This window comes from Kitasatospora sp. NPDC094016 (genome assembly GCF_040304045.1).
Lineage (GTDB): Bacteria > Actinomycetota > Actinomycetes > Streptomycetales > Streptomycetaceae > Kitasatospora.
In genome coordinates this window covers 128,785-153,955 of record NZ_JBEOUK010000011.1, presented here as the reverse complement: position 1 = coordinate 153,955, position 25,171 = coordinate 128,785, and the positions used below count along the sequence as shown (strand labels likewise).

26 protein-coding genes are annotated in these 25,171 nt (G+C 74.1%); 15 read left to right on the top strand and 11 right to left on the bottom strand.

Going from position 1 to position 25,171, the window contains the following annotated elements; translation table 11 throughout:
• Positions 1-119 precede the first annotated feature (119 nt).
• On the bottom strand, positions 120-476 hold the full coding sequence (locus ABT015_RS13905; RefSeq protein ID WP_350879148.1) for a DUF4180 domain-containing protein: 357 nt from the start codon (positions 474-476) through the stop codon (positions 120-122).
• A gap of 94 nt (positions 477-570) precedes the next feature.
• Positions 571-1,005, bottom strand: a complete 435-nt coding sequence (locus ABT015_RS13900; RefSeq protein WP_350879147.1) for a helix-turn-helix domain-containing protein — start codon at positions 1,003-1,005, stop codon at positions 571-573.
• Positions 1,006-1,241: 236 nt separating this feature from the next.
• On the opposite strand from ABT015_RS13900, the gene ABT015_RS13895 reads away from it, so the two are divergent.
• The 3 genes from ABT015_RS13895 (at position 1,242) to ABT015_RS13885 (ending at position 2,918) form a co-directional block, all read left to right on the top strand.
• Positions 1,242-1,547: an SAV_915 family protein gene (locus ABT015_RS13895; protein ID WP_350879146.1), complete on the top strand. Its 306-nt coding sequence runs from the start codon at positions 1,242-1,244 to the stop codon at positions 1,545-1,547.
• Positions 1,544-1,870: a hypothetical protein gene (locus ABT015_RS13890; protein ID WP_063350300.1), complete on the top strand. Its 327-nt coding sequence runs from the start codon at positions 1,544-1,546 to the stop codon at positions 1,868-1,870. Before ABT015_RS13895 ends, ABT015_RS13890 begins: the two co-directional genes overlap by 4 nt.
• A gap of 124 nt (positions 1,871-1,994) precedes the next feature.
• Positions 1,995-2,918 carry a serine/threonine dehydratase gene (locus ABT015_RS13885; protein ID WP_350879145.1) on the top strand — a complete coding sequence of 308 codons (924 nt, stop codon included), beginning with the start codon at positions 1,995-1,997 and terminating at the stop codon, positions 2,916-2,918.
• A 103-nt stretch (positions 2,919-3,021) separates the two neighbouring features.
• Here ABT015_RS13885 and ABT015_RS13880 read toward each other — a convergent pair whose 3' ends face one another.
• Positions 3,022-4,647 carry an FAD-dependent oxidoreductase gene (locus ABT015_RS13880; RefSeq protein ID WP_350879144.1) on the bottom strand — a complete coding sequence of 542 codons (1,626 nt, stop codon included), beginning with the start codon at positions 4,645-4,647 and terminating at the stop codon, positions 3,022-3,024.
• A 302-nt stretch (positions 4,648-4,949) separates the two neighbouring features.
• Between ABT015_RS13880 and ABT015_RS13875 the strand changes: the two genes are divergently transcribed.
• The 9 genes from ABT015_RS13875 (at position 4,950) to ABT015_RS13835 (ending at position 12,113) form a co-directional block, all read left to right on the top strand.
• Positions 4,950-6,116, top strand: a complete 1,167-nt coding sequence (locus ABT015_RS13875) for a SchA/CurD-like domain-containing protein (protein ID WP_350879142.1) — start codon at positions 4,950-4,952, stop codon at positions 6,114-6,116.
• A gap of 32 nt (positions 6,117-6,148) precedes the next feature.
• Positions 6,149-6,574 (top strand): cupin domain-containing protein, encoded by a 426-nt coding sequence (locus ABT015_RS13870; RefSeq protein WP_350879141.1) that lies wholly within the window; start codon positions 6,149-6,151, stop codon positions 6,572-6,574.
• A complete protein-coding gene (locus tag ABT015_RS13865) occupies positions 6,571-7,827 on the top strand; it encodes a beta-ketoacyl-[acyl-carrier-protein] synthase family protein (protein WP_350879139.1) in 1,257 nt (418 codons plus the stop codon). The genes ABT015_RS13870 and ABT015_RS13865 overlap by 4 nt, the downstream gene beginning before the upstream one ends.
• 5 nt (positions 7,828-7,832) lie before the next feature.
• The gene (locus ABT015_RS13860; RefSeq protein WP_350879138.1) at positions 7,833-9,074 is read left to right on the top strand and encodes a beta-ketoacyl synthase N-terminal-like domain-containing protein; all 1,242 of its coding nucleotides are present in this window, start codon (positions 7,833-7,835) and stop codon (positions 9,072-9,074) included.
• Between the two features lie 34 nt (positions 9,075-9,108).
• Positions 9,109-9,372: an acyl carrier protein gene (locus tag ABT015_RS13855; protein ID WP_350879137.1), complete on the top strand. Its 264-nt coding sequence runs from the start codon at positions 9,109-9,111 to the stop codon at positions 9,370-9,372.
• Position 9,373: 1 nt separating this feature from the next.
• Entirely contained in the window at positions 9,374-9,829 is a 456-nt protein-coding gene (locus ABT015_RS13850; protein WP_063350292.1) for an SRPBCC family protein, read from the top strand.
• 5 nt (positions 9,830-9,834) lie between these two features.
• Entirely contained in the window at positions 9,835-10,155 is a 321-nt protein-coding gene (locus ABT015_RS13845) for a TcmI family type II polyketide cyclase (protein WP_350879205.1), read from the top strand.
• Positions 10,156-10,646: 491 nt separating this feature from the next.
• On the top strand, positions 10,647-11,246 hold the full coding sequence (locus ABT015_RS13840; protein ID WP_350879136.1) for a hypothetical protein: 600 nt from the start codon (positions 10,647-10,649) through the stop codon (positions 11,244-11,246).
• A gap of 168 nt (positions 11,247-11,414) precedes the next feature.
• The gene (locus ABT015_RS13835; protein ID WP_350879135.1) at positions 11,415-12,113 is read left to right on the top strand and encodes a class F sortase; all 699 of its coding nucleotides are present in this window, start codon (positions 11,415-11,417) and stop codon (positions 12,111-12,113) included.
• A gap of 69 nt (positions 12,114-12,182) precedes the next feature.
• On the opposite strand, the gene ABT015_RS13830 is transcribed toward ABT015_RS13835, so the two are convergent.
• Positions 12,183-13,214 carry a methyltransferase gene (locus tag ABT015_RS13830; RefSeq protein ID WP_350879134.1) on the bottom strand — a complete coding sequence of 344 codons (1,032 nt, stop codon included), beginning with the start codon at positions 13,212-13,214 and terminating at the stop codon, positions 12,183-12,185.
• A gap of 98 nt (positions 13,215-13,312) precedes the next feature.
• Positions 13,313-14,386, bottom strand: a complete 1,074-nt coding sequence (locus tag ABT015_RS13825; RefSeq protein WP_350879133.1) for a right-handed parallel beta-helix repeat-containing protein — start codon at positions 14,384-14,386, stop codon at positions 13,313-13,315.
• Between the two features lie 337 nt (positions 14,387-14,723).
• Between ABT015_RS13825 and ABT015_RS13820 the strand changes: the two genes are divergently transcribed.
• Positions 14,724-15,674 (top strand): deoxyribonuclease IV, encoded by a 951-nt coding sequence (locus ABT015_RS13820; RefSeq protein WP_350879132.1) that lies wholly within the window; start codon positions 14,724-14,726, stop codon positions 15,672-15,674.
• Positions 15,675-15,744: 70 nt separating this feature from the next.
• On the opposite strand, the gene ABT015_RS13815 is transcribed toward ABT015_RS13820, so the two are convergent.
• Positions 15,745-15,969: a hypothetical protein gene (locus tag ABT015_RS13815; RefSeq protein ID WP_350879131.1), complete on the bottom strand. Its 225-nt coding sequence runs from the start codon at positions 15,967-15,969 to the stop codon at positions 15,745-15,747.
• A 401-nt stretch (positions 15,970-16,370) separates the two neighbouring features.
• On the opposite strand from ABT015_RS13815, the gene ABT015_RS13810 reads away from it, so the two are divergent.
• Entirely contained in the window at positions 16,371-17,753 is a 1,383-nt protein-coding gene (locus ABT015_RS13810) for an amino acid permease (RefSeq protein ID WP_502897308.1), read from the top strand.
• A gap of 241 nt (positions 17,754-17,994) precedes the next feature.
• Positions 17,995-18,414, top strand: a complete 420-nt coding sequence (locus ABT015_RS13805) for a hypothetical protein (protein WP_350879129.1) — start codon at positions 17,995-17,997, stop codon at positions 18,412-18,414.
• A gap of 66 nt (positions 18,415-18,480) precedes the next feature.
• On the opposite strand, the gene ABT015_RS13800 is transcribed toward ABT015_RS13805, so the two are convergent.
• The 5 genes from ABT015_RS13800 to ABT015_RS13780 all read right to left on the bottom strand — a co-directional run bounded on the left by ABT015_RS13800 (position 18,481) and on the right by ABT015_RS13780 (position 25,170).
• The gene (locus ABT015_RS13800) at positions 18,481-20,316 is read right to left on the bottom strand and encodes an ABC transporter ATP-binding protein (RefSeq protein ID WP_350879128.1); all 1,836 of its coding nucleotides are present in this window, start codon (positions 20,314-20,316) and stop codon (positions 18,481-18,483) included.
• A gap of 1,428 nt (positions 20,317-21,744) precedes the next feature.
• Complete coding sequence (locus tag ABT015_RS13795) at positions 21,745-22,395, bottom strand: vWA domain-containing protein (protein ID WP_350879127.1); 651 nt, start codon at positions 22,393-22,395, stop codon at positions 21,745-21,747.
• 17 nt (positions 22,396-22,412) lie between these two features.
• Positions 22,413-23,558 carry a hypothetical protein gene (locus ABT015_RS13790; protein ID WP_350879126.1) on the bottom strand — a complete coding sequence of 382 codons (1,146 nt, stop codon included), beginning with the start codon at positions 23,556-23,558 and terminating at the stop codon, positions 22,413-22,415.
• Positions 23,555-24,757: a protein phosphatase 2C domain-containing protein gene (locus ABT015_RS13785; protein WP_350879125.1), complete on the bottom strand. Its 1,203-nt coding sequence runs from the start codon at positions 24,755-24,757 to the stop codon at positions 23,555-23,557. The genes ABT015_RS13790 and ABT015_RS13785 overlap by 4 nt, the downstream gene beginning before the upstream one ends.
• Entirely contained in the window at positions 24,754-25,170 is a 417-nt protein-coding gene (locus ABT015_RS13780) for a hypothetical protein (protein WP_350879124.1), read from the bottom strand. Before ABT015_RS13780 ends, ABT015_RS13785 begins: the two co-directional genes overlap by 4 nt.
• Position 25,171 lies beyond the last annotated feature (1 nt).

Genomic DNA, 25,171 nt, shown 5'->3' with positions numbered 1-25,171 from the left:
GTCGCGGCCCCCTAGCTCCACCTCCCCCCGCCCCGGAGCGCGCGCCGGGCGCCCCGGGGGCGCGCCGGCGGTCAGCTCCACCGTGGTCCCGGGGCGGGTGCGGGGCAAGCGGAGAACGCTCAGACCTCGGGGAACCGGGCCGCCAGCTCCGTCTCGTCGGCGAGGAACCAGAGCTGCCGGCCGCGGTTGCTCTCCCGGACGAAGTCGCGCAGCGGGTCGCTCGCCGCGACGTGGTCGGCGATGTCGCCGAGGACCACGAGGCCGACGCGGTAGTTGACGAATTTCTGCACGATGCCGCCGGCGACCCGGGTGCGCAGCGTGAAGAAGTCCGGGTGCAGCCGGGCGACGGGGACGACCACCCAGGAGGCGCCGCGGCCGAACGCGTCGCCGATCACGTCCATGGCGTCCTGCTCCTCGCGGATCGGCGCGCCCTCGGCGGGCAGCCGCAGGACCGTCGTGCCGTACTGCTCGGACATTGCCGTTCTCCCTGGTCGATGTGGATCCGATCTGGATCCGAGGCCGATCTCGATGCGGATTCGGTGTGACCGACGCCATCCGACGCGGCCGGCGTCAGTGCATGGACGAGGTCATCGTGTGGACGATGCCGAGCAGCGCGGCGGTGTCGGCCGGATCGCCGAGGACGACGAGCCGCAGGGTCTCCCGCTCCTCGTCGTGGACGGCCTCGACGTGCAGCGGCCGGCCGCCCTCGCGCGGGCCGGCGATCGCGGCCAGCACAGCGTTGGAGAGCCGGTCGGCGGCGGCCCGGTCGACGTTCTCGATCCGGACGACGGCGGACACCTCGGCCCGCCGCGAGCCGGCGCCGGACGCGGGCACGGGCGGGGCGGCCGGGGCGCCGGTGAAGGCCTCCAGGTCCGCACGGGCGATCCGGTACTGCTTGCCGATCCTGGCCGCGGCGAGCCGGCCGTCGCGGATGTACCCGCGGACGGTGCGCACGTGCAGGCCGAGCAGTTCGGCCACCTGTTCCACCGAGTAGTACTGCGCCACCTGCGACCATCCTCTCGAACGCCCCCATCCGCAGGAAACATACCATCCGATAGGGATGTTTACGTAATGATAGGGAGTGGTTTAGTCCACTCGGGTGAACCGAACGTCAGGGGTGCGTCAACGCACACCCCCATTCGGTCAACGCCGCGTCAGGACCGGCGACGCCCGCCGGAACCCGGCCTAGCGTCGAAGCAGCAGTTCCGGCAGGCACCACCACCCCACCCGGGAGCACTCGCATGGCCCGCCTCGTCTGGCACGTTCCGGTCACCGTCTCCGGTACCGGCCCCACCACCGCCCTCCGCCTCTTCCGCCTGCGCGACGGCCGCCGCTGCGCCGTCGGCTTCTCCAGCCCCGAGTCGCTCGCCGCCCTCTTCGGGCCGGACCAGGCCTTCACCGAACTCGGTGAACCCGCCCTGCGCGCGCTCACCGCCCCGATCGGCGTCGACACCCTCGTCCTCGACCCGCGCCTGGTCGCCCCGCCCGTCACCGCACCCGCCGCCCCGCTCACCCCCGCCCCGACCGCACAGCTCCAGCACCGGTGACCGCCCTCCAGCTGGTCCCCGAGGACCCGGACCCCGAACCGGAACCACCCGAGCCGGCCCGGGCGCTGCACGCGCTCGCCCGGGTCAGCTACGGGCCGGTTCCGCTCGACTTCGACCGGCTGGCGGCCGAGCACCCGGCCGTCCAGGGCGGACTCTCCCTCGCCGGCGACGCCGACCTGGAGCTCCGCCTGGCCTGCACCGGCCCCGAGGAACTGCGGGCGGTCGCCGCCGCCCTCCAGCGCGCCGGGGCCGCCAGGATCCGGATCGATCTCGTGCTGCGCGCCCTCACCCCCAGACCGGTCACCCTCCGCCCGGTGCCGTAGGACCACCGTCGGGTGGTACCGGGCCCCGCCCCGGTACCACCCGACCGTGATCCTTTCCTCGTCCCGCGCCCGCGACGTACCGTCGAGCCCAGAGGCGACGCACCCGGCTTGAGGAGCAGGCACGATGGACCGATTGACGTACGACGAGGTCAAGGCCGCTGGCGAGCGGATCGCCGGGAGGGTGCGGCCGGTCGCGGTCGCCCCCGGGGACGACCGCGGGCGGACCTGGCTGGCGCTGGAGTTCCTTCAGCACACCGGCAGCTTCAAGGCGCGCGGCGCGCAGAACTTCCTGCTCGCGCACGCCGAGGCGGGCACGCTGCCGGAGGCCGGGGTCACCATCGCCTCGGGCGGCAACGCGGGGCTGGCCTGCGCCTGGGCGGCGCGCGAGCTCGGCGTGCGCGCCACGGTGTTCCTGCCCGAGACGGCCTCCCCGGTGAAGCTGGCGCGGCTGCGCTCGTACGGCGCCGACGTGCGGCTGGTCGGCCGGGAGTACGCGGAGGCGCTGGCGGCCTGCGAGGAGTTCGCGGCGGGCAGCGGGGCGCTGGCCTCGCACGCCTACGACCACCCGCTGATCGCCGCCGGCGCCGGCACCGTGCTGGAGGAGATCCGCGCCCGGGTCCCCGGGCTGGACACGGTGGTGGTGTCGGTCGGCGGCGGCGGGCTGTTCGCCGGGGTGGCCGTCGCGGCCCGCGAGCACGGCGTCCGGGTGGTCGCGGTGGAGCCGGAGGGCAGCCGGGCCCTGCACGCCGCCCTCGCCGCCGGCCACCCCGTCGACGTCCCGGTGTCCTCCGTGGCCCAGGACGCCCTCGGCGCCCGCCGCGCCACCGCCCTCGCCGTCCACGCCGCCCGCCACGAGGGCGTCCGGTCCGTCCTGGTCGACGACGAGGCCATCGTGCGCGCCCGCCGCCGGCTCTGGGAGGACCGCCGCATCGCCGTCGAGTACGCGGCCTCCACCGCGCTGGCGGCCCTCGACCACGCGGAGGGCGAGCGGATCGCCGTCCTCCTGTGCGGCGCCAACACCGACCCGTCCGACCTCGCCACCCCCTGACCGGCGGCCGCCCGGACGGCGGCCCCGGCCGGATCGGTCGTCAAGCACGAAACCTGCCCGCCGGTTGGTCAACCGGCGGGCAGGTCCCGTTGTCGGCCGAGGGCTACAGGCTCAGCACCGCCCGCAGGGCCCCGGCGACCTCCGCCTCCGGGTCGTCCGCCGCGCCCGTCGAGCGCCAGGCGACGAAGCCGTCCGGCCGGACCAGCACGGCGCCGGCCGGGCCGATCCCGTGCAGCTCCGCGAAGTCCGCGCCCGGCTCCGGCGCCAGGTCGTCCTCGGCGCCGCCGCCGATCCGGTAGGCGTCCAGCGGGACGGCCAGCCGGTCGGCCGCCCGCCGCGCCGCGGCCTGCCAGGCCGCGCCCTCGGGGCCGGTGAGCAGCACCATCGCCTGCTCGTACAGGTCCAGCGTGGACAGCCGCACGCCCGCCCGCAGCAGCCACTGGTGCGGGGCCCGGCTGCCCGGCTCCCCGGCCGACTCGAACTTCTCGGGGACGACCGCGCCCGCCGGGTCCGTCCCGACCACCGCGCCCACCGGGTAGCGGTAGCCGAGCGCCACCCCGAGCACCCCGGTCTGCCGCCCAGCACCCGGCACCACCGCGTACCCGGGGTGGCTGTGCTCGGCCGAGCGGGCCGAGGCGCGCTCACCGGTCACCTGCGCGACCGGGCGGCGCTCCTGCCCGTACGTCTCCAACAGCTCCGGCCCGGCCCACCCGCAGAGCACCGCGGCGAGCTTCCAGGCCAGGTTGTGCGCGTCCTGGATGCCGGTGTTGGAGCCGAACGCGCCGGTCGGAGACATCTCGTGCGCGGAGTCCCCGGCGAGGAAGACCCGCCCGGCGCCGTACCGCTCGGCCACCCGCTCCGCGGCGTGCCAGGGCGCCCGGCCGGTCACCTCGACGTCGAGCTCCGGCAGGCCGACGGCGGTGCGGATGTGCCGCTCGCAGCGCTCGTCGGTGAACGCCTCCAGCGGCTCACCGTGCTCCGGGTGCCAGGGCGCGTGGAAGACCCACTCCTCCTGGTTGTCCACCGGCAGCAGCGCGCCGTCCGCCTCCGGGTTGGTCAGGTAGCAGGCGATGAAGTGCCGGTCCCCGACCACGTCGGCCAGCCGCTTGGCGCGGAAGGTGATGCTGACGTTGTGGAACAGCTCGCCCTGGCCGCTCTGGCCGATGCCCAGGCGCTCGCGGGCCGGGCTGCGCGGGCCGTCCGCGGCGATCAGGTAGTCCGAGCGCACCCGGCGCTCCTCGCCGGTCTCCCGGCTGCGCAGCACCGAGGTGACGCCCTCGGCGTCCTGCTCGAAGGAGACCAGCTCGGTGTTGAAGCGGACGTCGCCGCCGAGGTCGCGGGTGGCGCGCAGCAGCACCGGCTCCAGGTCGTTCTGGCTGCACAGGCACCACGAGCTGGGGCTGAACCGGGCGAGCCGCCCGCCGGGGTCGATCTCCCGGAACAGCCACTCCTGCTCGGTGCCGGTCAGCGAGGGCGCCTGGAGGATGCCGTGGTTCGGGGCGAGGACCGACGCCGCCTCGCGGATCGCCGGCTCGATCCCGGCCACCCGGTACAGCTCCATCGTGCGGACGTTGTTGCCTCGGCCACGCGGGTGATGCGAGGTGTCGGCGTGCTTCTCGACCAGCAGGTGCCTGACACCCAGTCGGCCGAGGAAGAGCGAGGCCGACAGCCCGACCAGCGACCCTCCCACGATCAGGACCGGCACCCGGTCGTCAACCTTCGGATTCATCAATTGCTCCACCCTGTCAGGGGATTCAGCGGATCGGCAGCCGGAATCGGGGCCGCCGCCGAGGGGGCCGCACGGCCGGGGGCCCCGCTCTTCCATCCCCCGCCCGAGGGTGCTTGTGCCGCCTCTTCGCCCGGATGGCCCGCAAATATCGCGGCACCCCGGTACGCCGCTCACGATCGACTTCAGGCCTGGCGCCGACCGACCGGGCCGATCGCCGTCGCACCGCCCTCCCAAGCCGGGAGCACCCCCCGGACGCGGCCCACCGCGGCCCGCAACGTGCGGCCCAGAGCAGAAAGTGGATCATGACAACTCTGTCCGAACCGCAGCGGAAGCAGCAGGCCGACTCCGACACCCGGCTCCGGGTGGTACTGATGCTGGAGATCCAGGACGGCGCCCAGCAGCGCTTCCTCGACGTCTACGAGCAGCTGCGCCACCAGGTGGCCTCGGTGCCCGGCCATGTCAGCGACCAGCTGTGCCAGTCGATCAACGACCCCCGCCAGTGGCTGATCACCAGCGAGTGGGAGGACCAGGACACCTTCCTGGAGTGGGTGGACAGCCCCGCCCACCGCGAGATGGTCAAGCCGATGCACGGCTGCGTCAGCGACAACTTCCGCTCGCTGCGCTACGGCATCCTGCGCGAGACCTCCGCGGCCGGCTCCACCGGTACCCGGGCCCCGCTGGAGGTACCGCCCGGCCTGCCGCGCACCGAGCCCGCCGGGCACGTCGGCCCGCCGAAGGCCGAGCCCGGCCCGGACGGCGTGGTCCGGCACGCGCTCACCTTCACGGTCAAGCCCGGCAGCGAGCACGAGGTGGCCCGGATCCTGTCCGGCTACGCCTCGCCCCGGGCCGAGGTCGACGAGCACACCCGGCTGCACCGCACCTCGCTGTTCATGCACGGCAACCGGGTGGTCCGGGCCGTCGAGGTGGTCGGCAACCTCGGCGACGCGCTGCGCCACGTGGCGATGCAGCCGGAGGTGCGGGCCGTCGAGGAGGCGATCAACCCGTACCTGGAGGAGGCCCGCCAGCTGGGCGACCCGCAGGCCGCGCGCGCCTTCTTCGCCCGGGCCGCGCTGCCGGCGAAGCACCAGGCGATCGCCAGCTCCCCGACCTCCGCCCGGCTGCACCGGCACGCCGTGCTGTACCCCGTCCGCCCGGGCGAGGGGCAGGCCGTCGCCGAGCTGCTCGCCGACTACGACAACCTCGCCACCGCCGACCCGACCGGCCCGGTCGCGGCCGGCACCGTGTTCCACCGGGCGGACGTGGTGGTGCGCCTGGTCGACCTGCGGGTGCCGGCCGAGGCCGACCCGGCCGCCGCCCTCGGTGTGGCGGGCGACCAGGAGGCCGCGGCGCTCGGCCGACTGCTCGACCTCGGCCCGCAGGGCGACCTGCGCACCTCCACCGGGCTCGCCGCCGCCCTCGCCGCCCTCGCCATGAACCCGGTCACCGACCGCAGCTCGCAGGACAACTGAAGAACCAGCCGCATCTCTCGGAGGAAAACACCATGACCACGCAGTACCCACGGATCGTGCACGTCGACGAGGCACCGGAGAACCGTCGGCGCGGCGGCGACCTGCGCGCCATGCTCACCCCGACCACCTGCGGGGCGACCAGCGGGTTCATGGGGCTGGCGATCGTCCAGCCCGGCGAGCGGATCGGCGAGCACTACCACCCGTACTCCGAGGAGTTCGTGTTCGTGGTCAGCGGCGACCTGGAGGTGGACCTGGACGGCGAGAGCCGTCCGATCAGGCCCAACCAGGGCCTGATGATCCCGATCAACATGCGCCACCGCTTCCGCAACGTCGGCGACACCGAGGCCCGGATGGTGTTCCACCTCGGCCCGCTCGCCCCCCGCCCCGAACTCGGCCACGTGGACACCGAGGAGACCGGCGCCGCCGGGCCGCCGGAACACGCCAAGGTGGCCTCGTGACCCGGCGCGTCGCCGTCACCGGGATCGGCGTCGTCGCGCCCGGCGGGGTCGGGGTCCCGGCGTTCTGGGAGCTCCTCACCGCCGGCCGCACCGCCACCCGGGGCATCACGCTCTTCGACCCCACCGGGTTCCGCTCCCGGATCGCCGCCGAGGTCGACTTCGACCCGGCGGCCCACGGGCTGGGCCCGGCGGACGTCCAGCGGGCCGACCGTTACGTGCAGTTCGCGATGGTCGCGGCGGACGAGGCGATCGCCGACGCGGGCCTGGACCTGGCCGCCGAGGACCCGTGGCGGATCGCCGTCTCGCTCGGCACCGCCGTCGGCGGCACCACCCGACTGGAGCACGACTACGCCCTGGTCAGCGCCGGCGGCGCCCGCTGGGACGTCGACCACCAGCGGGCCGAACCACAGCTGCACCGGGCCTTCGCGCCCAGCACGCTGGCCTCCACGGTCGCCGAACGGACCGGCGCGCACGGCCCGGTGCAGACCGTCTCCACCGGCTGCACCTCCGGCCTCGACGCGATCGGCTACGGCTTCCAGGCCGTCGAGGAGGGGCGCGCCGACATCTGCATCGCCGGCGCCTCCGACTCACCGATCTCGCCGATCACCGTCGCCTGCTTCGACGCCATCAAGGCCACCAGCGAGCGCAACGACGACCCGGAGCACGCGTCCCGGCCCTTCGACGCCCACCGGGACGGCTTCGTCCTCGGCGAGGGCGGCGCCGTCCTGGTGCTGGAGGAACTGGAGCACGCCCGCCGCCGCGGCGCCCGGATCTACGGCGAGATCGGCGGCTTCGCCACCTTCGGCAACGCCTACCACATGACCGGCCTCACCCAGGAGGGGGTGGAGATGTCCCGGGCGATCGACGACGCGCTCGCCCACGCCCGGGTGGACCGCACCGACGTCGGATACGTCAACGCGCACGGTTCGGGCACCAAGCAGAACGACCGGCACGAGACCGCCGCCGTCAAGCGCTCGCTCGGCGCCCACGCCTACCGGACGCCGATGAGCTCCATCAAGTCGATGGTCGGGCACTCGCTCGGCGCGATCGGCGCCATCGAGGTGGTCGCCTGCACCCTGGCGCTGGCCCACGGCGTGGTGCCGCCGACCGCCAACTACGAGACTCCGGACCCGGAGTGCGACCTCGACTACGTGCCGCGCACCGCGCGCGAGCTGCCACTGAGCCACATCCTCTCGGTCGGCAGCGGATTCGGCGGATTCCAGTCCGCCGTCGTGCTCAACAGAACGGGGTGAGTGTCATGACGTCACGTCAGCAGGGCCGCCGGGCGGTGGTCACCGGCCTCGGCGTGGTGGCGCCGAACGGCGTTGGGGCCGACGCCTTCTGGAAGGCCACCAGGCAGGGCGTGAGCGTCCTCGACCGGATCACCCGCGAGGGCTGCGACGGGCTGCCGCTGCGCGTCGCCGGCCAGGTGCGGGACTTCGACCCGCGGGCCGCGATCGACAGCCGGTACCTGGTGCAGACCGACCGGTTCACGCACTACGCGATGGCCGCCGCCGACCTGGCGGTGGCGGACGCCGGATTCCACCCCGACCCCGAGCATCCCTTCGCGGTCGGGGTGGTGACCGCGGCCGGCTCCGGCGGCGGCGAGTTCGGCCAGCGCGAGCTCCAGCAGCTCTGGGGCCAGGGGCCGCAGTTCGTCGGTCCGTACCAGTCCATCGCCTGGTTCTACGCCGCCAGCACCGGCCAGATCTCGATCCGCGGCGGCTACAAGGGTCCGTGCGGGGTGGTCGCCAGCGACGAGGCCGGCGGCCTGGACGCGCTCGCGCACGCGGCCCGCACGATCGAGCGCGGCACCGACGCGGTGGTGGCGGGCGCCGCCGAGGCACCGCTGGCGCCGTACTCGATGGTCTGCCAGCTCGGCTACCCGGAGGTCAGCCTCGCCGGGCAGCCCGACCGGGCCTATCTGCCGTTCACCGCGCAGGCCTGCGGCTTCGCCCCCGCCGAGGGCGGCGCGATGCTGCTGCTGGAGGACGAGCAGGCGGCCCGGCGGCGCGGCGCCGCCGTCCGGGCCCACCTGGCCGGACACGGCTCCACCTTCACCGGGGCCTCCCGCTGGGAGGAGTCCCGCGAGGGGCTGGCCGCCGCGATCCGCATCGCCCTGGACGAGGCCAGGATCGCGCCCGAGGAGATCGACGTGGTCTTCGCGGACGCGCTCGGCGTTCCGGCCGCCGACCGGGCCGAGGCGCTCGCACTGGCCGACGCGCTCGGCCCGGCGGCCGAACGCGTCCCGGTCACCGCCCCCAAGTCCGGCACCGGACGGGCCTACTGCGGCGCGCCGATGCTGGACGTGGCGGCCGCCGTCCTGGCCATGGAGGACGGCGTGCTGCCGCCCACCCCGAACGTCACCGAGGTCAGCCACGACCTCGCCCTGGTGACCGGCCGGGCCCGCCCGGCCGAACTGCGCACCGCACTGGTGCTCAGCCGCGGGCTGATGGGTTCCAACTCCGCGCTGGTGCTCCGGTGCGGAGACCGGCCCTGAGACCGCACCCGCAATTCCACCGAAGGGACACCCCGTGAGCAACACCCTCAGCTATCACGAGCTGGCCGCCCTGATCCAGGCCCGGGCCGGCGTCACCGTCGACCCGCTCCACCTGGAGCGCCCGGGCGCGCAGTTCGACGAGTTCGGCGTCGACTCGCTCGGCCTGCTCGGCGTCGTCGGCGAGCTGGAGAACCGGCACGGCCTCAAGGTCACCTCGGGCGCCGAGTCCGCCAAGACCCCGGCCGAGTTCCTGCAGCTCGTCAACACCTCCCTCCTCTCCCCGAAAGCTGGTGCCTGAGATGCCCGGACACACCGACAACGAGATCGTCATCGCCGCGCCCCTCGACCTGGTCTGGGAGATCACCAACGACCTGGAGAACTGGCCGGACCTCTTCAGCGAGTACGCCTCGGTGGAGGTGCTGGAGCGCGACGGCGACAGCGTCCGTTTCCGGCTCACCATGCACCCGGACGAGAACGGCCAGGTGTGGAGCTGGGTCTCCGAGCGCACCACCGACAAGTCCTCGCTCGCGGTGCGCGCCCGCCGGGTCGAGCCCGGCCCGTTCGAGTTCATGGACATCCGCTGGGAGTACGCGGAGGTCCCGGCCGGGACGAGGATGCGCTGGATCCAGGACTTCGCGATGAAGCCCACCGCCCCGGTCGACGACCACGGCATGGTCAACCACATCAACCGCAACTCCCGGATCCAGCTGGAGCTGATCCGCGAGAAGGTCGAGAAGCGGGCGGCGGAGCGGTGACCGGAATGCACCGCGCCCTGATCGTCGCCCGGATGAAGCCCGAGGCGGCACCGGACATCGCCGAGGTGTTCGCCACGTCCGACCAGGGCGAACTGCCGCACCTGATCGGCGTCACCGGCCGCAGCCTGTTCCAGTTCGGCGACGTCTACCTGCACCTCATCGAGGCCGAGCGCCCGCCGGGCCCGGCCGTCGCCAAGGTCATCGGCCACCCGGAGTTCCGGTCCGTCAGCGACCGGTTGACCGCCTTCGTCCAGGCCTACGACCCGGCCACCTGGCGCGAGCCGAAGGACGCCATGGCGCACGAGTTCTACCGCTGGGACCGCTGACCCCGTCCCACCCGTCCCGCTCGTCCTGGGCCCGCCCCCGGCTATCCGCCGGGGGCGGGCCCACGTGCGCGTCCGGCCCGATCGGACGCGGCGTCAGCGCCGCCCGCACGCCGGCCCGACACGGCGTCAGCGCCAGGCGCGCCGGCCCGACGCGGCGTCAGCACCGTCCGGACCCGCCCGACGCGGCGTCAGCGCCTCCGGGGCGGGCCCGACGCGGCGTCAGCGCCTTCGAGGCGGGCCCGACACGCCGTCAGCACGGGACCGAATCGGCCCGGACCGCCGCGAATCCTTTTCACCCGTCCCACTGGGGCACCCGGGTGAACCGGGCCGGGACTCCACTCGAATCGAGCACAGTCCGTACCCAAGCCGCCACTCTCCGGTGGCGGCGGACGTCGCGGTGGTTGACGGTGGATCAGACGCAGTTCCCACGAATTCCCTTGTCCGGCGCCGTGCCGGCGGTCGCGGGCCTGTGTATCGGAAGGATCAACCTCATGCGTTCTGCACGCACTCTGCTCGCCGGGGCGGCTGTCGCCGCCGTTCTCACCGTCGGCACCCCCATGGCCTTCGCCGACGGCTCCGCCGACCAGGCGAAGAGCTCCACCTCGCAGGACCAGTCCGACCGCGGCGACGGTCGCGGCGACGACCGGGGTGACGACCACGGGCGCGGCGACGAGCACGGCCGTGGCGACGACCGGGGCGACGAGCACGGCCGTGGCGAAGGCCGCGGCGACGAGCACGGTCGCGGCGAGGGCCGCGGCGAAGGCCGTGGCGAGGGCCGCGGCGACGAGCACGGCCGTGGTGGCGAGCACGGTCGCGGCGAAGGCCGCGGCGACGACAAGGGCGGCGAGGGCCGCGGTGGCGACAAGGGCGGCGAGGGCCGCGGCGGCGAGCACGGCCGTGGTGGCGAGCACGGTCGCAAGGGCCCGCACGGCGGCGTGCACGCCGGCGGTGGCGGCCTGGCCATGGCCGAGACCGGCACCACGCTGTCCGGTGGCGGCCTCGCCTCCGGTGCCGTCCTGCTGATCGGCGGCCTCGGGGCCGGCGCGTACGCGCTGCGTCGCAACCGCCGCAACACCGGCGCCACCATCTGACGTCCGGCATCTGACGCCGCCCCCACGCGCCTCCCCACCAGGGCGGCGCGCACGGGGGCGGCGGGTCGTTTTGGACCTTCTGGACCTTTCTGACCTTTTCGGGCCGTCAGCGGCCCGGCTGCGCATGGGAATGGAGAAAGAGGAGCGATGGGCGGTCCCGTCCCTGGAATGTCCCGACTGCTGCGCACCGGCATCGGTGCGGCGGCGGTCGGTCTGCTGCTGATGTACAACTCGGTCGACACCACGCCGCGAGCCAACTCGGCGTCCCGTATGACCCGTCCGCCGGCGATCGTCGCGCCGGCCACCCCCCGCCCGTCCGCACCGGCCACCACCCCTGCGGACGCCCCCACGGACGCCCCCGCGGAGGCCGCCGAGGACCCGGCCCCCGCGACACCGGCGCTGGGCCGCGCCAATCCGACCCGGCTGCGGATCCCGCAGATCGGCGTCGACGCCCCGTTCACCGAGCTGACGCTCGATCCGGAGGGCCAGCTCACCGCGCCGCCGCCGGACGACGACAACCTGGTCGGTTGGTACCGGGACGGCGTCTCCCCGGGCGAGCCCGGCAGCTCGGTGGTCGCCGGGCACGTGGACACCACCACGGGCCCGGCGGTGTTCCTGATGCTGAGCCAGATGCAACCGGACCAGCAGATCGAGGTGGAGCGCGCGGACGGCACGGTCGCGGTGTTCTCGGTGGACTCGGTGGAGGCCTTCCCCAAGAACGCCTTCCCGGACGACAAGGTGTACGGCCAGACGCCCGACGCCCAGCTGCGGCTGATCACCTGCGGCGGTGCGTACGACAAGGGCCAGAAGGACTACCAGGACAACGTGGTGGTCTTCGCGCACCTGGACTCCTCACACCCGGCCTGACCGGCAACGCGAACGACCGCCGCCCCCAACTCCCGGGGGGACGGCGGTCGTTCGCGTGGGGGCCGGCGCTCAGCCGCGCACGGTGGCCTCGAAGGCGTGCAGGTAGGGGTTGACCGGGTGGACGTCCGCGACGTCCAGTCCGGCGTCCTCCATCAGCCGCACCATGCTCTCCTTGGAGTGCTTGGCGCCGCCGACGTTGAGCAGCAGCATCAGGTCCATCGCGGTGGTGAAGCGCATCGACGGGCTGTCGTCGACCAGGTTCTCCACCACCACGACGCGGGCGCCGGGCCGGGCCGCGGCGACCACGTTGGCGAGGGTGCGGCGGGTGCTCTCGTCGTCCCACTCCAGGATGTTCTTGATGATGTAGAGGTCGGCGCGGACCGGGATCTCCACCCGGCAGTCACCGGGCACCAGCCGGGCGCGGGCCGAGAAGGCGCCGCCGTCCTGGAGCCGGGGTTCGGCACCGGCGACCACCTTGGGCAGGTCGAGCAGGGTGCCGTGCAGCGCCGGGTGCTTCTCCAGCAGACTGGCCAGCACGTGCCCCTGGCCGCCACCGATGTCCGCCACCGAGTCGACGCCGGTGAGGTCCAGGTACTCGGCGAGGTCGTGGGCGGACTGCCGGCTGGAGGTGGTCATCGCCTTGTCGAAGACCTTCGCGGAGTCCCCCGCGTCGCTGTGCAGGTAGTCGAAGAACTCCTTGCCGAACAGCTCGGGGAAGACGTTGCGGCCGGAGCGGACCGCCTCGTCCAGCTTGGGCCAGGCCTCCCAGGTCCACGGCTCGGTGCACCAGAGGGAGATGTAGCGCAGCGAGTTGGGGGCGTCCTCGCGCAGCAGGCGGGACATCTCGGTGTGCTCGAAGCGGTCGTCGGAGGTCTCGGAGAAGATGCCGTAGCAGGTGAGCGCGCGCAGCAGGCGGCGCAGCGGCAGGGGCTCGGTGTCGAGAGCGGCGGCGAGATCGGTGACGCTGGTCGGGGTGTCGCCGAGCACGTCGGCGACACCGAGCCGGGCGGCCGCGCGGACGGCGGCGGCGCAGGCGGCGCCGAAGACGAGCTCGCGCAGGCGCATCGCGGCCTGGGGAGTGGGGGGCGGTGCGATCGTCATGGGAGGTCTTCCTTGTCGACGGGGGCGGGGGTGCCGGGGGCGCGTGCCGGGGGCGGGCAGTACCGGATGCGGGTCGTACCGGGTGCGGGTGCCGCGGCTCAGCAGCGGCCGGACGGCTCGGACCGCGCGCAGCTGTTGCGGGCGAACGCGTTCTCGCCGGTGTCGCGGTCGGCGATGTCGGCCGGGCTGTTGCCGCTCAGGTGGTTGTCGGCGACGGTGTTGCGGGCGTTGGCGACGCCGACGACGCTCTTGAAGAGGACGATCCCGCCGGAGAAGTCCGAGCTGCCGACGTTGTCGTGGACCTCGTTGTCGGTGACCCGGGCGTCCTCGACCCCGGTGAGCACGATGCCCGCGCCCTGGATGGCGCCCAGCCGCGGGTTGGCCGGGCAGAACATGTTGTTGGCGACGACCTCGTTGCGGCGCACGTCGAGGTCCCCGGCCCGGGGCACGCCCTCGTCGCCGACCACGAAGACGCCGGCGCAGTTGCCGCGGAGCTCGTTGTCCTGGACGGCCAGCCCGCGCAGTCGGCGGACGGTGACGCCGACCCGGTTCTCGGTCAGCTCGTTGCCCTCCACGACGGTGCCCCCGGTGTCGGGCGCGCCGCCCTCGCGGTAGGCGTAGTTGGCGAGGAAGACGCCGGACTGGCCGTTGCGGGTCGCGCGGTTGCCGACGATCCGGGCCCGGGTGGAGATCTCCTGGCTGATGCCCTGCTGGGCGTTGTCGTGGACGTAGGTGTCGCGCACGGTCAGGCCGGTGGTGCCGCTGGCGTCGATGCCGTTCTTGCGGAAGCCGGTGACGGCGAGGGTCTCGATGGTGACGTCCGGCAGCGGGGCCGTCTCGGTGCCGTCCACGCAGAGGCCGTGTCCGGCGGTGGCGCAGGCGTTCTCGGTACCGCCTCCGGGGGTGATCACGCTGTCCGCGCCGGCGCCGCGCAGGGTGAGGCCCGGGGTGGTGATGCGGACGCTGCCGGGGTAGGTGCCGGCGAGCAGTTGGACGGTGTCGCCGGGGAGGGCGGCGTCGACGGCCTGCTGAATCGATTCGCCCGGCTGGACGACGTGCAGGCCGTCGGCGGCGTGGGCCGCGGGCACGGCGGCCAGGCCGGCGAGGACGGTGGTCAGGGCGGTGGCGGCGGCGGTGGCCGCGGCGAAGTGGTGGACCCGTCGCGTGGGCATGAGTGGTGACCTGTTCTCTCCGGCGCGCTCGCCGGGGTGCGGCCGGAGCCTGCCGGGCGGCGCGCTAGGTACGCGGTGTCTGTTGTCGCACGGTGTGCGGGGGTGGTGACGGCCGGTGGGTGCGGCCGACTCGACGCTATGGGCCGCCGAGTGGGCCCGCCACCAGGGCTGGGCTGCGGGACTGACGGGGCGTCGGCCGGTGGTGGGACGGCCCGGCGTGGCGCGTACGGCGCGGCGCGCTCCGGGCCGGGCCGCACGGCACGCCCTCGGACCGCCTCCGGCACCGTCGGCCGGGCCGCGTACCACCGCCGGCCTGCGGCGTGACATCCTCGGGGCCATGACCACCGCACCCGCAGCGCACCTCGGCACCCTCCGCAACCCGGTCGGCGCCCACGTCCCGGTGGCCGCCCGCGGACTGGCCGGAACGGGGCTGGCGTACGCGCGCCGGGTCGGCGCCGAGACCGTGCAGGTGTTCGTGGCCAACCCGCGCGGCTGGGCAACTCCGCCGGGCAACCACGCACAGGACGAGGAGTTCCGGGCGGCCTGCGCCGAGCAGGCGCTCCCCGCCTGGGTGCACGCCCCGTACCTGATCAACTTCGGCTCGGACAACCCGGCCACCCGCGAGCGCTCAGCCGACTCGCTGCGGCACTCGCTGCGCCGCGGCCACGCGATCGGCGCACTGGGCGTCGTCCTGCACACCGGCTCGGCGGTCGGCACGGCGCCCGGCGGCGGCTCCCGGCGGGCCGAGGCGATGGCACAGGTCCGGGCCGACGTGCGGCCGCTGCTGGACGAACTGGACGCCCTCGGCGAGGACGCGCCCTGGCTGCTGCTGGAACCGACGGCGGGCCAGGGCAGCTCGCTCTGCTCCCGGCTGGAGGAGCTCGCCGAGTACGTCGAGGCGCTGGACGGGCACCCGAAGGTCGGCGTCTGCCTGGACACCTGCCACGCCTTCGCCGCCGGGCACGACCTGGCCGTACCGGGCGGGGTGACGGCCGCGCTGGACGCCCTGGCGTCGGCGGCCGGGCCGGGCCGGCTGCGGCTGATCCACGCCAACGACTCCGAGGACGTCGTCGGCGCGCGCAAGGACCGGCACGCCAACATCGGCGCCGGGATGATCGGCGCGGAACCGTTCCGTGAGCTGTTCGAGCACCCGGAGACGGCCGGTGTCCCGCTGCTGGTGGAGACCCCGGACCGCAAGCACGGCGGGGACGGCACCGGGCACGCGATGGACATCGCCGTACTGAAGGAACTGCGCGAGCGGGCCGCCGCCCCCACCCTGCCCGCCTGACCTGCTCGGACCGCCCTGCGGACAGCAGTGAGCCCGGGGGCCCACAGCGGCCCCCGGGCTCACCGGTCGGTCAGCAGTCGCCGAAGCAGGCGTCCTCGGTGTGCTCGTGGACGTTCAGCCAGTTGGCGCGCGGGCCGAACAGGCCGACCCCGGCCGAACCCGACTCCAGGCTCTCCCCGGTCGACGAGTGCGACCCGTGCCAGGCCGCCATCGCCGGCACCGGCGCCGCGAAGGCGGCGGCGCCCGCCACGACGGCGATCACGGCGAGCTTGCGGATCTTCCCACGAAGCGACATCTGATGTCCTCTGGTTCGATTCTGGTCCTCGATCCGCCTCCCGGGACGGCCGGTGCGGCCACCGGACGGGGCGGACGGCGCCCCACCGGGGGAAGCGCCGGGCCAACGTTTGCACACGAACGCGCACGCGCCGCGGCGCGCCGCAACCCGGCTGAGGCATTCGGGTGACGACATCCCTCCCCCGGGTGAACGCCCTCGGACACCCGGCCGTACACCGAACGGCCGGGCCGGAGCGGCGCAGGACGAGTGCCCGTCCGACCGGCACGGGACCGCAAGTCTTGCGGTGACATGCCAGGCCGACTGAACAAATCCCATCGATTTGGTACAGAGCGCCACCCGGTTCGAGCATGAACGGTGGCTCCACCGAGCACGAGCAGGACCACGAAAGGCGCACCGCCCTCATGCAGACCAGCCCGGCCGCACCCCGGCAGGCGACCCGACCGAGCCCGCCGGAGACCCCGGAAGCGGTCACCGCGACGCCCCGCAAGGGCGGCCGCTTCGGCCTGCCGACCGCCACCGCCCTGGTGATGGGCAACATCATCGGTGGCGGCATCTTCATGATCCCCGCCGCCGTGGCCCCCTACGGGACGGTCAGCCTGGTCTCCTTCGTCGTCCTGACCGTGGGCGCGATCGCACTCGCACTCGTCTTCGGGCAGCTCGCGCGCCGCAACCCGCGCACCGGCGGGCCCTACGTCTACGCCCGGGAGGCCTTCGGGGACTTCGCCGGGTTCCTGTCGGCCTGGTCGTACTGGATCACCACCTGGGTCAGCAACGCCGCGCTCGCGGTCGCCGCCGTCGGCTACCTCGACGTGCTGCTGCCCGTCGGCCACTCCATCGGGCTCAGCATCGCCGCCGCGATGGCCTTCCAGTGGCTGCCCGCGCTGGCGAACCTGGCCGGCACCCGCTACGTCGGCGCCGTCCAACTCGTCTCCACCGTCCTCAAGTTCATCCCGCTGCTGCTGGTCGCGGTGGGCGGCCTGGGCTTCTTCGACGCGCGCAACCTGGGCCCCTTCGACGCCACCGGGCACGGCTGGGCCGGCGGGATGACGGCGGCCGCGGCCATCCTGCTCTTCAGCTACCTGGGCGTGGAGTCCGCCGCGATGAGCGCCGGCCAGGTCCGCGATCCGGAGCGCAACGTCGGGCGGGCCAGCGTGCTCGGCACGGCCGGTGCGGCGGTGGTCTACCTGCTGGGCACGCTCGCGGTCTTCGGCACCGTCGCCCACGACCGGCTGATCCACTCCACCGCGCCGTTCTCGGACGCCGTGGACGCCATGTTCGGCGGCACCTGGGGCGGCACGGCCATCGCCGTCGCCGCGCTCGTCTCCATGACCGGCGCGCTCAACGGCTGGACGCTGCTGGCCGCCCAGGCGCCGTACGCGGCCGCCAAGGACGGGCTGTTCCCGGCCGCCTTCGCCAAGGAGCGGCGCGGCGTCCCGGTGTTCGGCGTCGTGACCAGTGTCGCGCTGGCCTCGGTGCTGACCATCCTCAACTTCGCCACCGGCGCCAAGGGCGCGTTCAACATCCTGGTGCTGGTCACCACCTTCACCGCGACCGTCCCGTACCTGCTCTCCACCGCCGCGCAGCTGTACTGGCTGGTGCGCGGCATGTCCGACAAGGTCTCCGGGGGCCGGCTCGCCCGGGACGCGGTGCTGGGCCTGGGCGCCTTCGGCTTCTCCCTGTGGCTGGTGGCCGGCGCCGGCTACGCGGCCGTCTACCAGGGCGTGCTGTTCCTGTTCGCCGGGATCCTGGTCTACGTCTGGATGGCGGCCCGCCGCCGGGACTGACGGCCCGGGCCCGGCGCGGGGCCACGGCGACCCGGGGTCACGCACAGCTGACGGAACGTCACGCTCCTTGCCTGAAGCGGAGGATGTGGACATCCTTGGCCGGAGGTTTCCCTCCCGGGCGGCTCCGCGCCATCGGCCGGGCCGCCCGCACCGGATAGACGGGAGACCGGAACCTCCGCACCCTGCACCGCCGTTCCACGCGAACCTCCGTTTCCGTGAACCTCCGAGTACCGGGAGTGCCATGAAGATCCTGAGGCTGTTGACAGCCCCCGCCGCCGTCCTCGCCCTGACCGCCGGCACCGTCACCACCGCCGCGGCGGCACCGGCGCGGCCGGCCCTGGCCGACGTCGTGGCCCTCGGCCCCGCCGCCAACGGCCAGACCGTGCAGGTCCACACAGGTGACGTGGTCCAGATCGACCTGCCGCCCTACCGCGACCGCACCGTCACCTGGCTGTCCTCCGTCCCCGTGCCGACCGTGCCCTCGGTGCTGCCGCAGACCGCGGGCAGCACCGACCCCGACAACACCACGCACGCGACCTTCAGCGCGGCCACCGCCGGGACGAGCGACATCACCTGGATCTCGCGGTGCGCCTTCCCGGACCGCGGCTCGGCCTGCCCGCCGTTCGTCTACTACCTGCGGACCACCATCGTCGTCTCCTGACCGCACGCGCTCGAACGGCCGGGGTCCGCAGCCTGCGGATCCCGGCCGTTCGGGTGGGGGCGAAGCTCACCCGGGCCCGTGGCCCCGCTCACCGGGCAGCCCCGCCTCGGACGCGTTCACCGCGACGGCCTCCGGGCGCCCGGTGGCCGATTCCGCGAAGCGGGCGCGGGGCCGCGGGGCGTCCGGCGGCTGGAGGGTGAGGACGTGGTCGGCCAGCGGGAGGAAGGCCGGGTCGTGGGTGATCAGGATCGTGGTGCGGCCCGCCATCAGGCGGCGCAGCGGCGGGATCAGCTGCTGGACGGTCTTCGGGTCCAGGCCGGTGGTGGGTTCGTCCAGGACGAGGACCGGCGCGCCGCGCACGAAGGCCCGGGCGATGGCGACGCGCTGGGCCTGCCCGCCGGAGAGCTGGAAGCCCTCGTCGCCGATGACCGTGCCGTACCCCTGCGGCAGCGCGGTGATGAAGCCGTGGGCGCCCGCGCTGCGGGCCGCACGTTCGATGTCGCCCTGCGGGGCGTCGGGCCTGCCGTAGGCGATGTTGTCCCGGATGGTCGCGTGGAAGAGCTGCGCCTGCTGGGGCAGGAAGCTGATCGCCGCACGCAGCGAGGCGATGGTCAGGTCCTGGATGTCGGCGCCGTCGAGGCGGACGGTACCGGCCTGCGGGTCCAGGAAGCGGACCAGGAGCTTGGCGAGCGTGGACTTGCCGCTGCCGCTGGGGCCGATGACGGCCAGGACCTTGCCGGGGCTGACGTCGAAGCTGACGTCGGACAGCACCGGGGCGTCGTGGCTGCCGGGGTAGGCGACGTGGACGCCCTCGAAGGAGACCCGGCCGCGGACCGCGTCGGCGTCCCGCGCGGCGGGGCTCTCCCGGACCGGACTGGACAGGTCGTGGATCTCCAGCAGGCGCTCGCCCGAGGCGCAGGCCGCGCCCGCGAGCGGGACGAGCCCGGCGAGCTGCTGGATCGGTTCGAACAGCTGCGCCATGAAGGCGGCGAAGGCGAGCAGACCACCCAGGCTCAGCTCGCCGCGGATCACCTGGAGCGCGCCGACGCCCACCACGACCAGCCCCGCGAGCATCTGGAGGACGTTGAGGAGGGGCTGGTAGAGGTCGGACATCCGGGCGGCGGAGAGCTCGGCGTCCAGCAGGGCCTTTCCCTCCCGGTGCACCCGCTCGACCTCGCGCTCCTCCTGGCCGCAGGTGCGGGTGACGACCACGTTGCGCAGCGTCTCCTCCAGCAGCGCGGTGACGCCGCCGGCGCGGCGCTGGACCTGCCGCTCCCGGATGCGGATGCGGCGCCCGAAGAAACCGGTGGTGAAGATGAACAGCGGCGCGACGATCAGCGCCGCCAGGGTGAGGGGCCAGCTCAGGTAGAACGCCGCGCCGGCGAACAGCACCAGGCTGACCGAGGCCACCGCGCCCTCGACCAGACCGGTCGCGACCATCTGCTCGATCGTCGCGATGTCGGCGGTCATCCGGGCCACCAGGTCGCCGCGCCAGCGGGTCTCCAGGGTGTCCGGCGGCAGGGTGTGCAGATGGGCCAGTGTGCCGGTCCGGAGCCGGAGCAGGTACCGCTCCGCGATCCAGGTACCGGTGTAGGTGCCGGCGAAGGTGAACAGTGCCGCCGCCGCGGCCGCGGCGAGCATCGTGCCGCCGAGCGGCCAGAACTCGGCGAAGTGCCGCGGCACCAGGACTTCGTCGATCAGGTCCTTGAACATCCAGACCGAGACGACCTCGCCGAAGGCGCCCAGCACGAGCAGCACCGCGCTCAGCGGCAGCCAGCGCACGTCCGGTCGGACCCACGGCCAGAACCGCCGGAACAGCTCGCGCAGCGAGATGGCGGGCGAGTCCGCCACCGGCCCCTGGTCGATGGCCCGGTCGGCTGCCCGGTCCTCCGGACCCCCCATGGGCGTGGCACCGTGCATGGAGGAACCCCACTCAGGATGAGGGGCCGGCGGTGATACCGCCGGCCCCAGGGATGGGTGTCATGCCGGACTGTTAAGCACAGCCCGGACCGCCCTTAATCTGTCACCAGAAGCCAAACCGACGACGGCGGCCGTGGCGACGGCGGCGACGGTCACGTTCACGTCCGCGACCGCGGTCCCTGCGGTTGAAGTAACTCATCACGACTCCATTTCTTCCCTTGCATTGGCACGCCGCACGTCCACGGCCGACGCCGACGGCGCGGACCCGGGGAGCACGACAGAGACTGCCGTTGCCGTGAGACAGCCCTAAGCGGCGGGCACGTCAGGGATGTGCCTGCCAGAGCCGTTCTCACATCTCCAGTATCCGCCTGACGCCCCCGCTCGCAGCTTCTGGACCGCAACCGTGACCGGCCCTCGGCATGCGAAGGGCCCCCCGACGCGAACGCCCGGCCGGCGCCCCGGCGGCCGGATCCGACCCTCCCGCCCGGCCCCCCGACGAGCCGGGTCGGGCGGGGAGCCGCCCGGCCGGATCCGCGACTGACCCGCCGTCAAGTGCCTTTCGTCCGGCGTCCCGAAACGGCCGCCCCCGCACACCGGCCACCGCCGCCCACCGGTCCGCCGGCGGCCCCCGCGACGACCGCGTCGGCGCGATCCCCCGGCCCTCGCGCCCCCTCCCCGAAGACCCCCGCCCGGGCCGCCGACCCCGCCCGCCGACGCCTACCCGGATGGCGCAGCCGACCGCCGGAGCGGGGGTGCGCACCCCCGCCCGGTGCGACGGGAACCCCCGCGTCGAGCCCCGCGGAAAGCACCGGAACGAGGCCCCGGCACCGCCCGCGCCACGGCGGATCCGCTGTGAGAAGGCGCCCCGGAGCCGCCTTCCGGGCGACTCCGGGGCCGCGCGAGGACCCGAGGCGACTGCGTTCGGGTGACGGCGCCACCAGGAGCGGCACCCCCGCCCCCACTCCCCCGCCGGTATCGCGGCTACGGGGGGCCACGGGGGCTAGGGGGCAGTACTCCTCGCCGCAGGAGCCCTCGTCACGGGAGTCCTCGTCCGGGATGCCCCTTTCCCTGGGGGATGCTCCGAAGGAGACGCCGGTGTGGTGGGGGTGGTCGTCGGCTCGGGCAGCTGGGTGGGTGAGGCCGGGAGCGGGCAACTCGGCGACGGCACCGCGGCGGGCGAGGAGACCTCAGGGGTCGGGATCGGGGCCGGGTCCAGGGTCGGGGCCGGTTGTACCGGCACCGGCGCCGCCGGGTACGAGCCGCCTCCGCCCCCGTTCGTCGAGGGGCCGCTGAGATGGCCCGCCACCTCGACCACGCCGCCGCAGGCGAGCAGCACCGCGGCCAGCACCGACAGCCCGGCGGAGGCCCGCAGCGCCCGGGGCGCCGCGGTACGCGGTTCGGTGTCCACGCTCAGTCCACGTATTCCTGGGCGACCTGCACGTACTCGAAGCCCTTGACGTCGGTGGCGATGTGCATCCGACCGGTCTGCGAGGAGGCGATCAGGGTGTTGAGCAGACCGGTGATCGCCCCGCTCAGCGCCGACTCGGTGTCCGAACCGTCGGCGATGAACAGCGCCTTGGTCGCCACCTCCTTCAGCACGTCGCGCCTGGCGGCGCCGAAGCCGTAGGCGATCACGTGCGGGTGGCGCGGCCAGTTCCGGTCCACCAGCGCGCGGAAGGAGTCCTGCCACCTCGCGTCGGTCGGAGCGCCGTCGGTCAGGAAGAAGACCGCCGGCCGCAGCACGCCGTACTGCTGCGCCCGCAGGCTGCTCACGTCCTGTTCGATGCTCTGCCGCAGCTGGTCGAAGGCCTTGCCGTACTCGGTGCCCCCGCCGCAGATCACTTCGGGCATGCTCGGGACCTGCTCCATGTCCGACATCGGGATCACCACGTGCACGTCGGTGGAGAAGGCGACCACGCTGACCCTGGCGAACTCCGAGACGCGCGGATTCGTCGCCAGGTTGTAGTGCAGACGCGAGAGGGTCGCGTTGAGCACCGCCTCGTGCGGCTTCATCGACGAGGAGGCGTCGATCACCACGTAGGTGGGCAGGCAGAGTGACATGTGTGTGCACCTCTGAGCTAGTGGTTGTTGGCGATGACGATGGCCAGGATCACGACGAGGGCGAGCACCCAGATCCACTTGGTGGACGAGCCGGTCGCGGGCTTCTGTTGCTCCTCGACCGTGCCGACGCGGGTGACGGTGCCGGAGGGGGGCTCCGGGATCGTGTGCGGCGCGGGCCGCGGAAGCACCACCGTCGGCGGCGTCGGGGGCAGTTGGGGCAGCGGCGTACGTGTCGGACGCGGAACGGCCCTGAGGTAGGGCCCGTTGTTCAGCGCCTGGTTCAACTGGGCGGCCGCGGGCCGTCGCTCCCGGTCGGTCGCGAGCAGCATGTCCAGCAGGACCTCGGAGGCGGCGGGCTGGTTCAGCCAGTGGGACGCGGCGACGCCGTGGAAGGTGCTCGCGTCGCGCCGGCCCGTCAGGCACTTGGCGACGAGCAGGGCGAGCCGGTAGCGGTCGGTGTACTGGTCCGCGTCGGAGCCCGGCGGTGTGAGCGGGTCGGCCCAGTTCGGCTGGTGGATGTCGGGCATCTTCTTCGGCTGGCAGCCGTCGACGTCGATCAGGTAGACGCAACGCCCCTCCGGACTCCAGAAGGCGTTGGAGAACGACCAGTCCGAGTAGACCAGGCCCAGGCCCTCCAGGATCGCGGCGAGCTCCGTCAGTCGGCGGCAGGCGGCGAGTCGGCCCTCGAAGCCGGGGCACGGCAGGCCGACGCCCCGGATCGACTCGTCGGACTTCGCCAGCCAGTCGATCTCCAGGAACCGGCGCTCGCTGAACTTGCCGCGCCGCAGCTCGGAACGGTACTGCTCGGGCGCCATCGGGATCACGCACCCGACGACCGGGTTGCCGGGCTCGCGGATCCGGGCCGCGGGCCAGCACGTCCCGGCGTACAGGGTCGCCCGCTCCGCCTCCGGCAGCGTGTCCGGAGCCGAGATCAGCAGGTCGATCCGGTGGCCGTCCTCCTGGTGCGGGCCGGGCCGGTACAGCTTGGCCAGCCAGCCCGGATGGCCCGTCAGCGGCCGTACGGCGACGGCCTGGCCGTTGTGTTCGGAGATCGGCTCGGCGAGCGGTCCGAGATCGCCGAGGCCCACGGTCCTCGGCAACGCCCAGCCCCGCGGGTCCACCGCCGGGGCGCCGCCGCCGGCGACGGGATCGGAGTCGGTCATGTCCCACTGCCGTTCCACACCACGACGGCGGTGCGGTCGTCGAGGCACTGCGGTGCGTCGAAGCCGACGTCGGCGGTGAACCGGGTGGCCGGGACCGGCGAGCGCCAGGCGTTCGCGAAGTACTCGTTGACGTTGCCCGCCCGGTCCGCCCACGCGTCGCCGATCCCGTCCGTGACCAGGGCGAGGGCGGCACCGGCCGCCAGGGTGACGTAACCGTCCGCGGCCAGGTGCGGCGTGTCCGGCAGTCGGCCGGCGACCTCGTTCGAGACCACCGCGGCCGCGCGGTCCTTGGCTTCGCCGGCCGAGAACCGCCACAGCGGGACGCGAGGGTCGAGTGTCCAGGCCGAACTGTCACCGAGCCAGCCGACCCACGCCCGCGCCACACCGTTCGCGTCCGGCTCGGCGATCACCGCGGTGATCAGCACGGTCGCCAGGTGCGAGGCGCCGACACCGCGTCCGGCCGCGTGCGCGGCGATCGATTCCGCGACCTGCCCGTACAGCGCCTTGACGTCGAGCCGGTCGAAACCGACCCCCTCGATCTGCTCGCGCAGCAGGGTGACGGCCTGGCTGGAGGCCGCGGTGGCCCCGATGTCGGACCAGGCCGCGCTGGACAGGCCGTCGGCCACGGCCACGATCGCGTACCGGCTGTCCGGGCTCCGCCCGATCCGGTAGGAGTCCTGTCGCGGCTCGGCGGGCCGGCCGCAGCGGTGGCCGGGCCCGACGACGGAGGCGGCGCGGATGGTGAGGGCACCGACCGTGGCTTCGTCGGCGGCGATGCCGTTCTGCACCGTGCGCTCCGGCAGCAGCCAGGGGTAGCCCTGTGCCCGCGCGCCCTCGCCGAAGCGGGGCACGCTCAGGTCGGTCGGCCGCTCGCGCAGGAACGGCCGGGGCCTGCCGGGCTGGGCCGTCGACACCGCCGGTGCCGCGACGAAGCGGCAGACCGGCGCCGTCGCGTCGGGCCTGGCCCCCCGTTCGGGCCGGTCCCGCCGCCGGGCGGGCGGCGCGGCGGCCTCGGACCCCAGTGCGGCTGCCACGCCGACGACACCCACCGCCGCGAGGGCGAACGCGTCCACCAGCCAGCCGTAGTGCCGGTGCGGCATACGCACCTCGGCGAAGGCCCCGATCACGACGGCTGCGAGCAGCCCCGCCCGCACCCAGCCGTCCGCCAGGCCGTCCCGCCGGCCGTCGCCCCCGCTCACGGCCGCTCCTCACGATCGCGGGACCTCGGCCCCGAGGCGAAGTGCTGGTCACCGTGCTGCACCGCGAACACCTCACCGGAACCGGTGGCGGAGTTGACCTGGACCACGAAGTCCGGCCGTTGCCCGGTCCGCAGCGTCGCCAGAGCCATCACGTCCTGGGCGAGAGCCGGGTCCCGGTCGAGCAACTGGAACAGGGCCCCGGTCCAGAAGTCCACGGCCGCGGCGTCGACCGCTCCCCTCGTGGCGGTCGACGCCCGCTCCAGCGCGGCGGACAGTTCCCTGCGGCGGCTGCCGTGGACCCGGGCGATGACGCCGCTCATCAGTCGCCTCGCCTCGTTCCACAGATCGGTGCCCATCGCGGACACCAGAGCGGTGGCTCCGCTCGCGGCCAGCTCCGCGAGTTCCTGGTTCATC

Coding starts and splice junctions, on each gene's coding strand:
- ABT015_RS13905 (WP_350879148.1), bottom strand. CDS start 476: ATGTCCGAGCAGTACGGCACGACGGTCCTGCGGCTGCCCGCCGAGGGC.
- ABT015_RS13895 (WP_350879146.1), top strand. CDS start 1,242: ATGGCCCGCCTCGTCTGGCACGTTCCGGTCACCGTCTCCGGTACCGGC.
- ABT015_RS13885 (WP_350879145.1), top strand. CDS start 1,995: ATGGACCGATTGACGTACGACGAGGTCAAGGCCGCTGGCGAGCGGATC.
- ABT015_RS13880 (WP_350879144.1), bottom strand. CDS start 4,647: ATGAATCCGAAGGTTGACGACCGGGTGCCGGTCCTGATCGTGGGAGGG.
- ABT015_RS13875 (WP_350879142.1), top strand. CDS start 4,950: ATGACAACTCTGTCCGAACCGCAGCGGAAGCAGCAGGCCGACTCCGAC.
- ABT015_RS13870 (WP_350879141.1), top strand. CDS start 6,149: ATGACCACGCAGTACCCACGGATCGTGCACGTCGACGAGGCACCGGAG.
- ABT015_RS13860 (WP_350879138.1), top strand. CDS start 7,833: ATGACGTCACGTCAGCAGGGCCGCCGGGCGGTGGTCACCGGCCTCGGC.
- ABT015_RS13850 (WP_063350292.1), top strand. CDS start 9,374: ATGCCCGGACACACCGACAACGAGATCGTCATCGCCGCGCCCCTCGAC.
- ABT015_RS13845 (WP_350879205.1), top strand. CDS start 9,835: ATGCACCGCGCCCTGATCGTCGCCCGGATGAAGCCCGAGGCGGCACCG.
- ABT015_RS13840 (WP_350879136.1), top strand. CDS start 10,647: ATGCGTTCTGCACGCACTCTGCTCGCCGGGGCGGCTGTCGCCGCCGTT.
- ABT015_RS13835 (WP_350879135.1), top strand. CDS start 11,415: ATGTCCCGACTGCTGCGCACCGGCATCGGTGCGGCGGCGGTCGGTCTG.
- ABT015_RS13830 (WP_350879134.1), bottom strand. CDS start 13,214: ATGACGATCGCACCGCCCCCCACTCCCCAGGCCGCGATGCGCCTGCGC.
- ABT015_RS13825 (WP_350879133.1), bottom strand. CDS start 14,386: ATGCCCACGCGACGGGTCCACCACTTCGCCGCGGCCACCGCCGCCGCC.
- ABT015_RS13820 (WP_350879132.1), top strand. CDS start 14,724: ATGACCACCGCACCCGCAGCGCACCTCGGCACCCTCCGCAACCCGGTC.
- ABT015_RS13815 (WP_350879131.1), bottom strand. CDS start 15,969: ATGTCGCTTCGTGGGAAGATCCGCAAGCTCGCCGTGATCGCCGTCGTG.
- ABT015_RS13810 (WP_502897308.1), top strand. CDS start 16,371: ATGCAGACCAGCCCGGCCGCACCCCGGCAGGCGACCCGACCGAGCCCG.
- ABT015_RS13805 (WP_350879129.1), top strand. CDS start 17,995: ATGAAGATCCTGAGGCTGTTGACAGCCCCCGCCGCCGTCCTCGCCCTG.
- ABT015_RS13800 (WP_350879128.1), bottom strand. CDS start 20,316: ATGGGGGGTCCGGAGGACCGGGCAGCCGACCGGGCCATCGACCAGGGG.
- ABT015_RS13795 (WP_350879127.1), bottom strand. CDS start 22,395: ATGTCACTCTGCCTGCCCACCTACGTGGTGATCGACGCCTCCTCGTCG.
- ABT015_RS13790 (WP_350879126.1), bottom strand. CDS start 23,558: ATGACCGACTCCGATCCCGTCGCCGGCGGCGGCGCCCCGGCGGTGGAC.
- ABT015_RS13780 (WP_350879124.1), bottom strand. CDS start 25,170: ATGAACCAGGAACTCGCGGAGCTGGCCGCGAGCGGAGCCACCGCTCTG.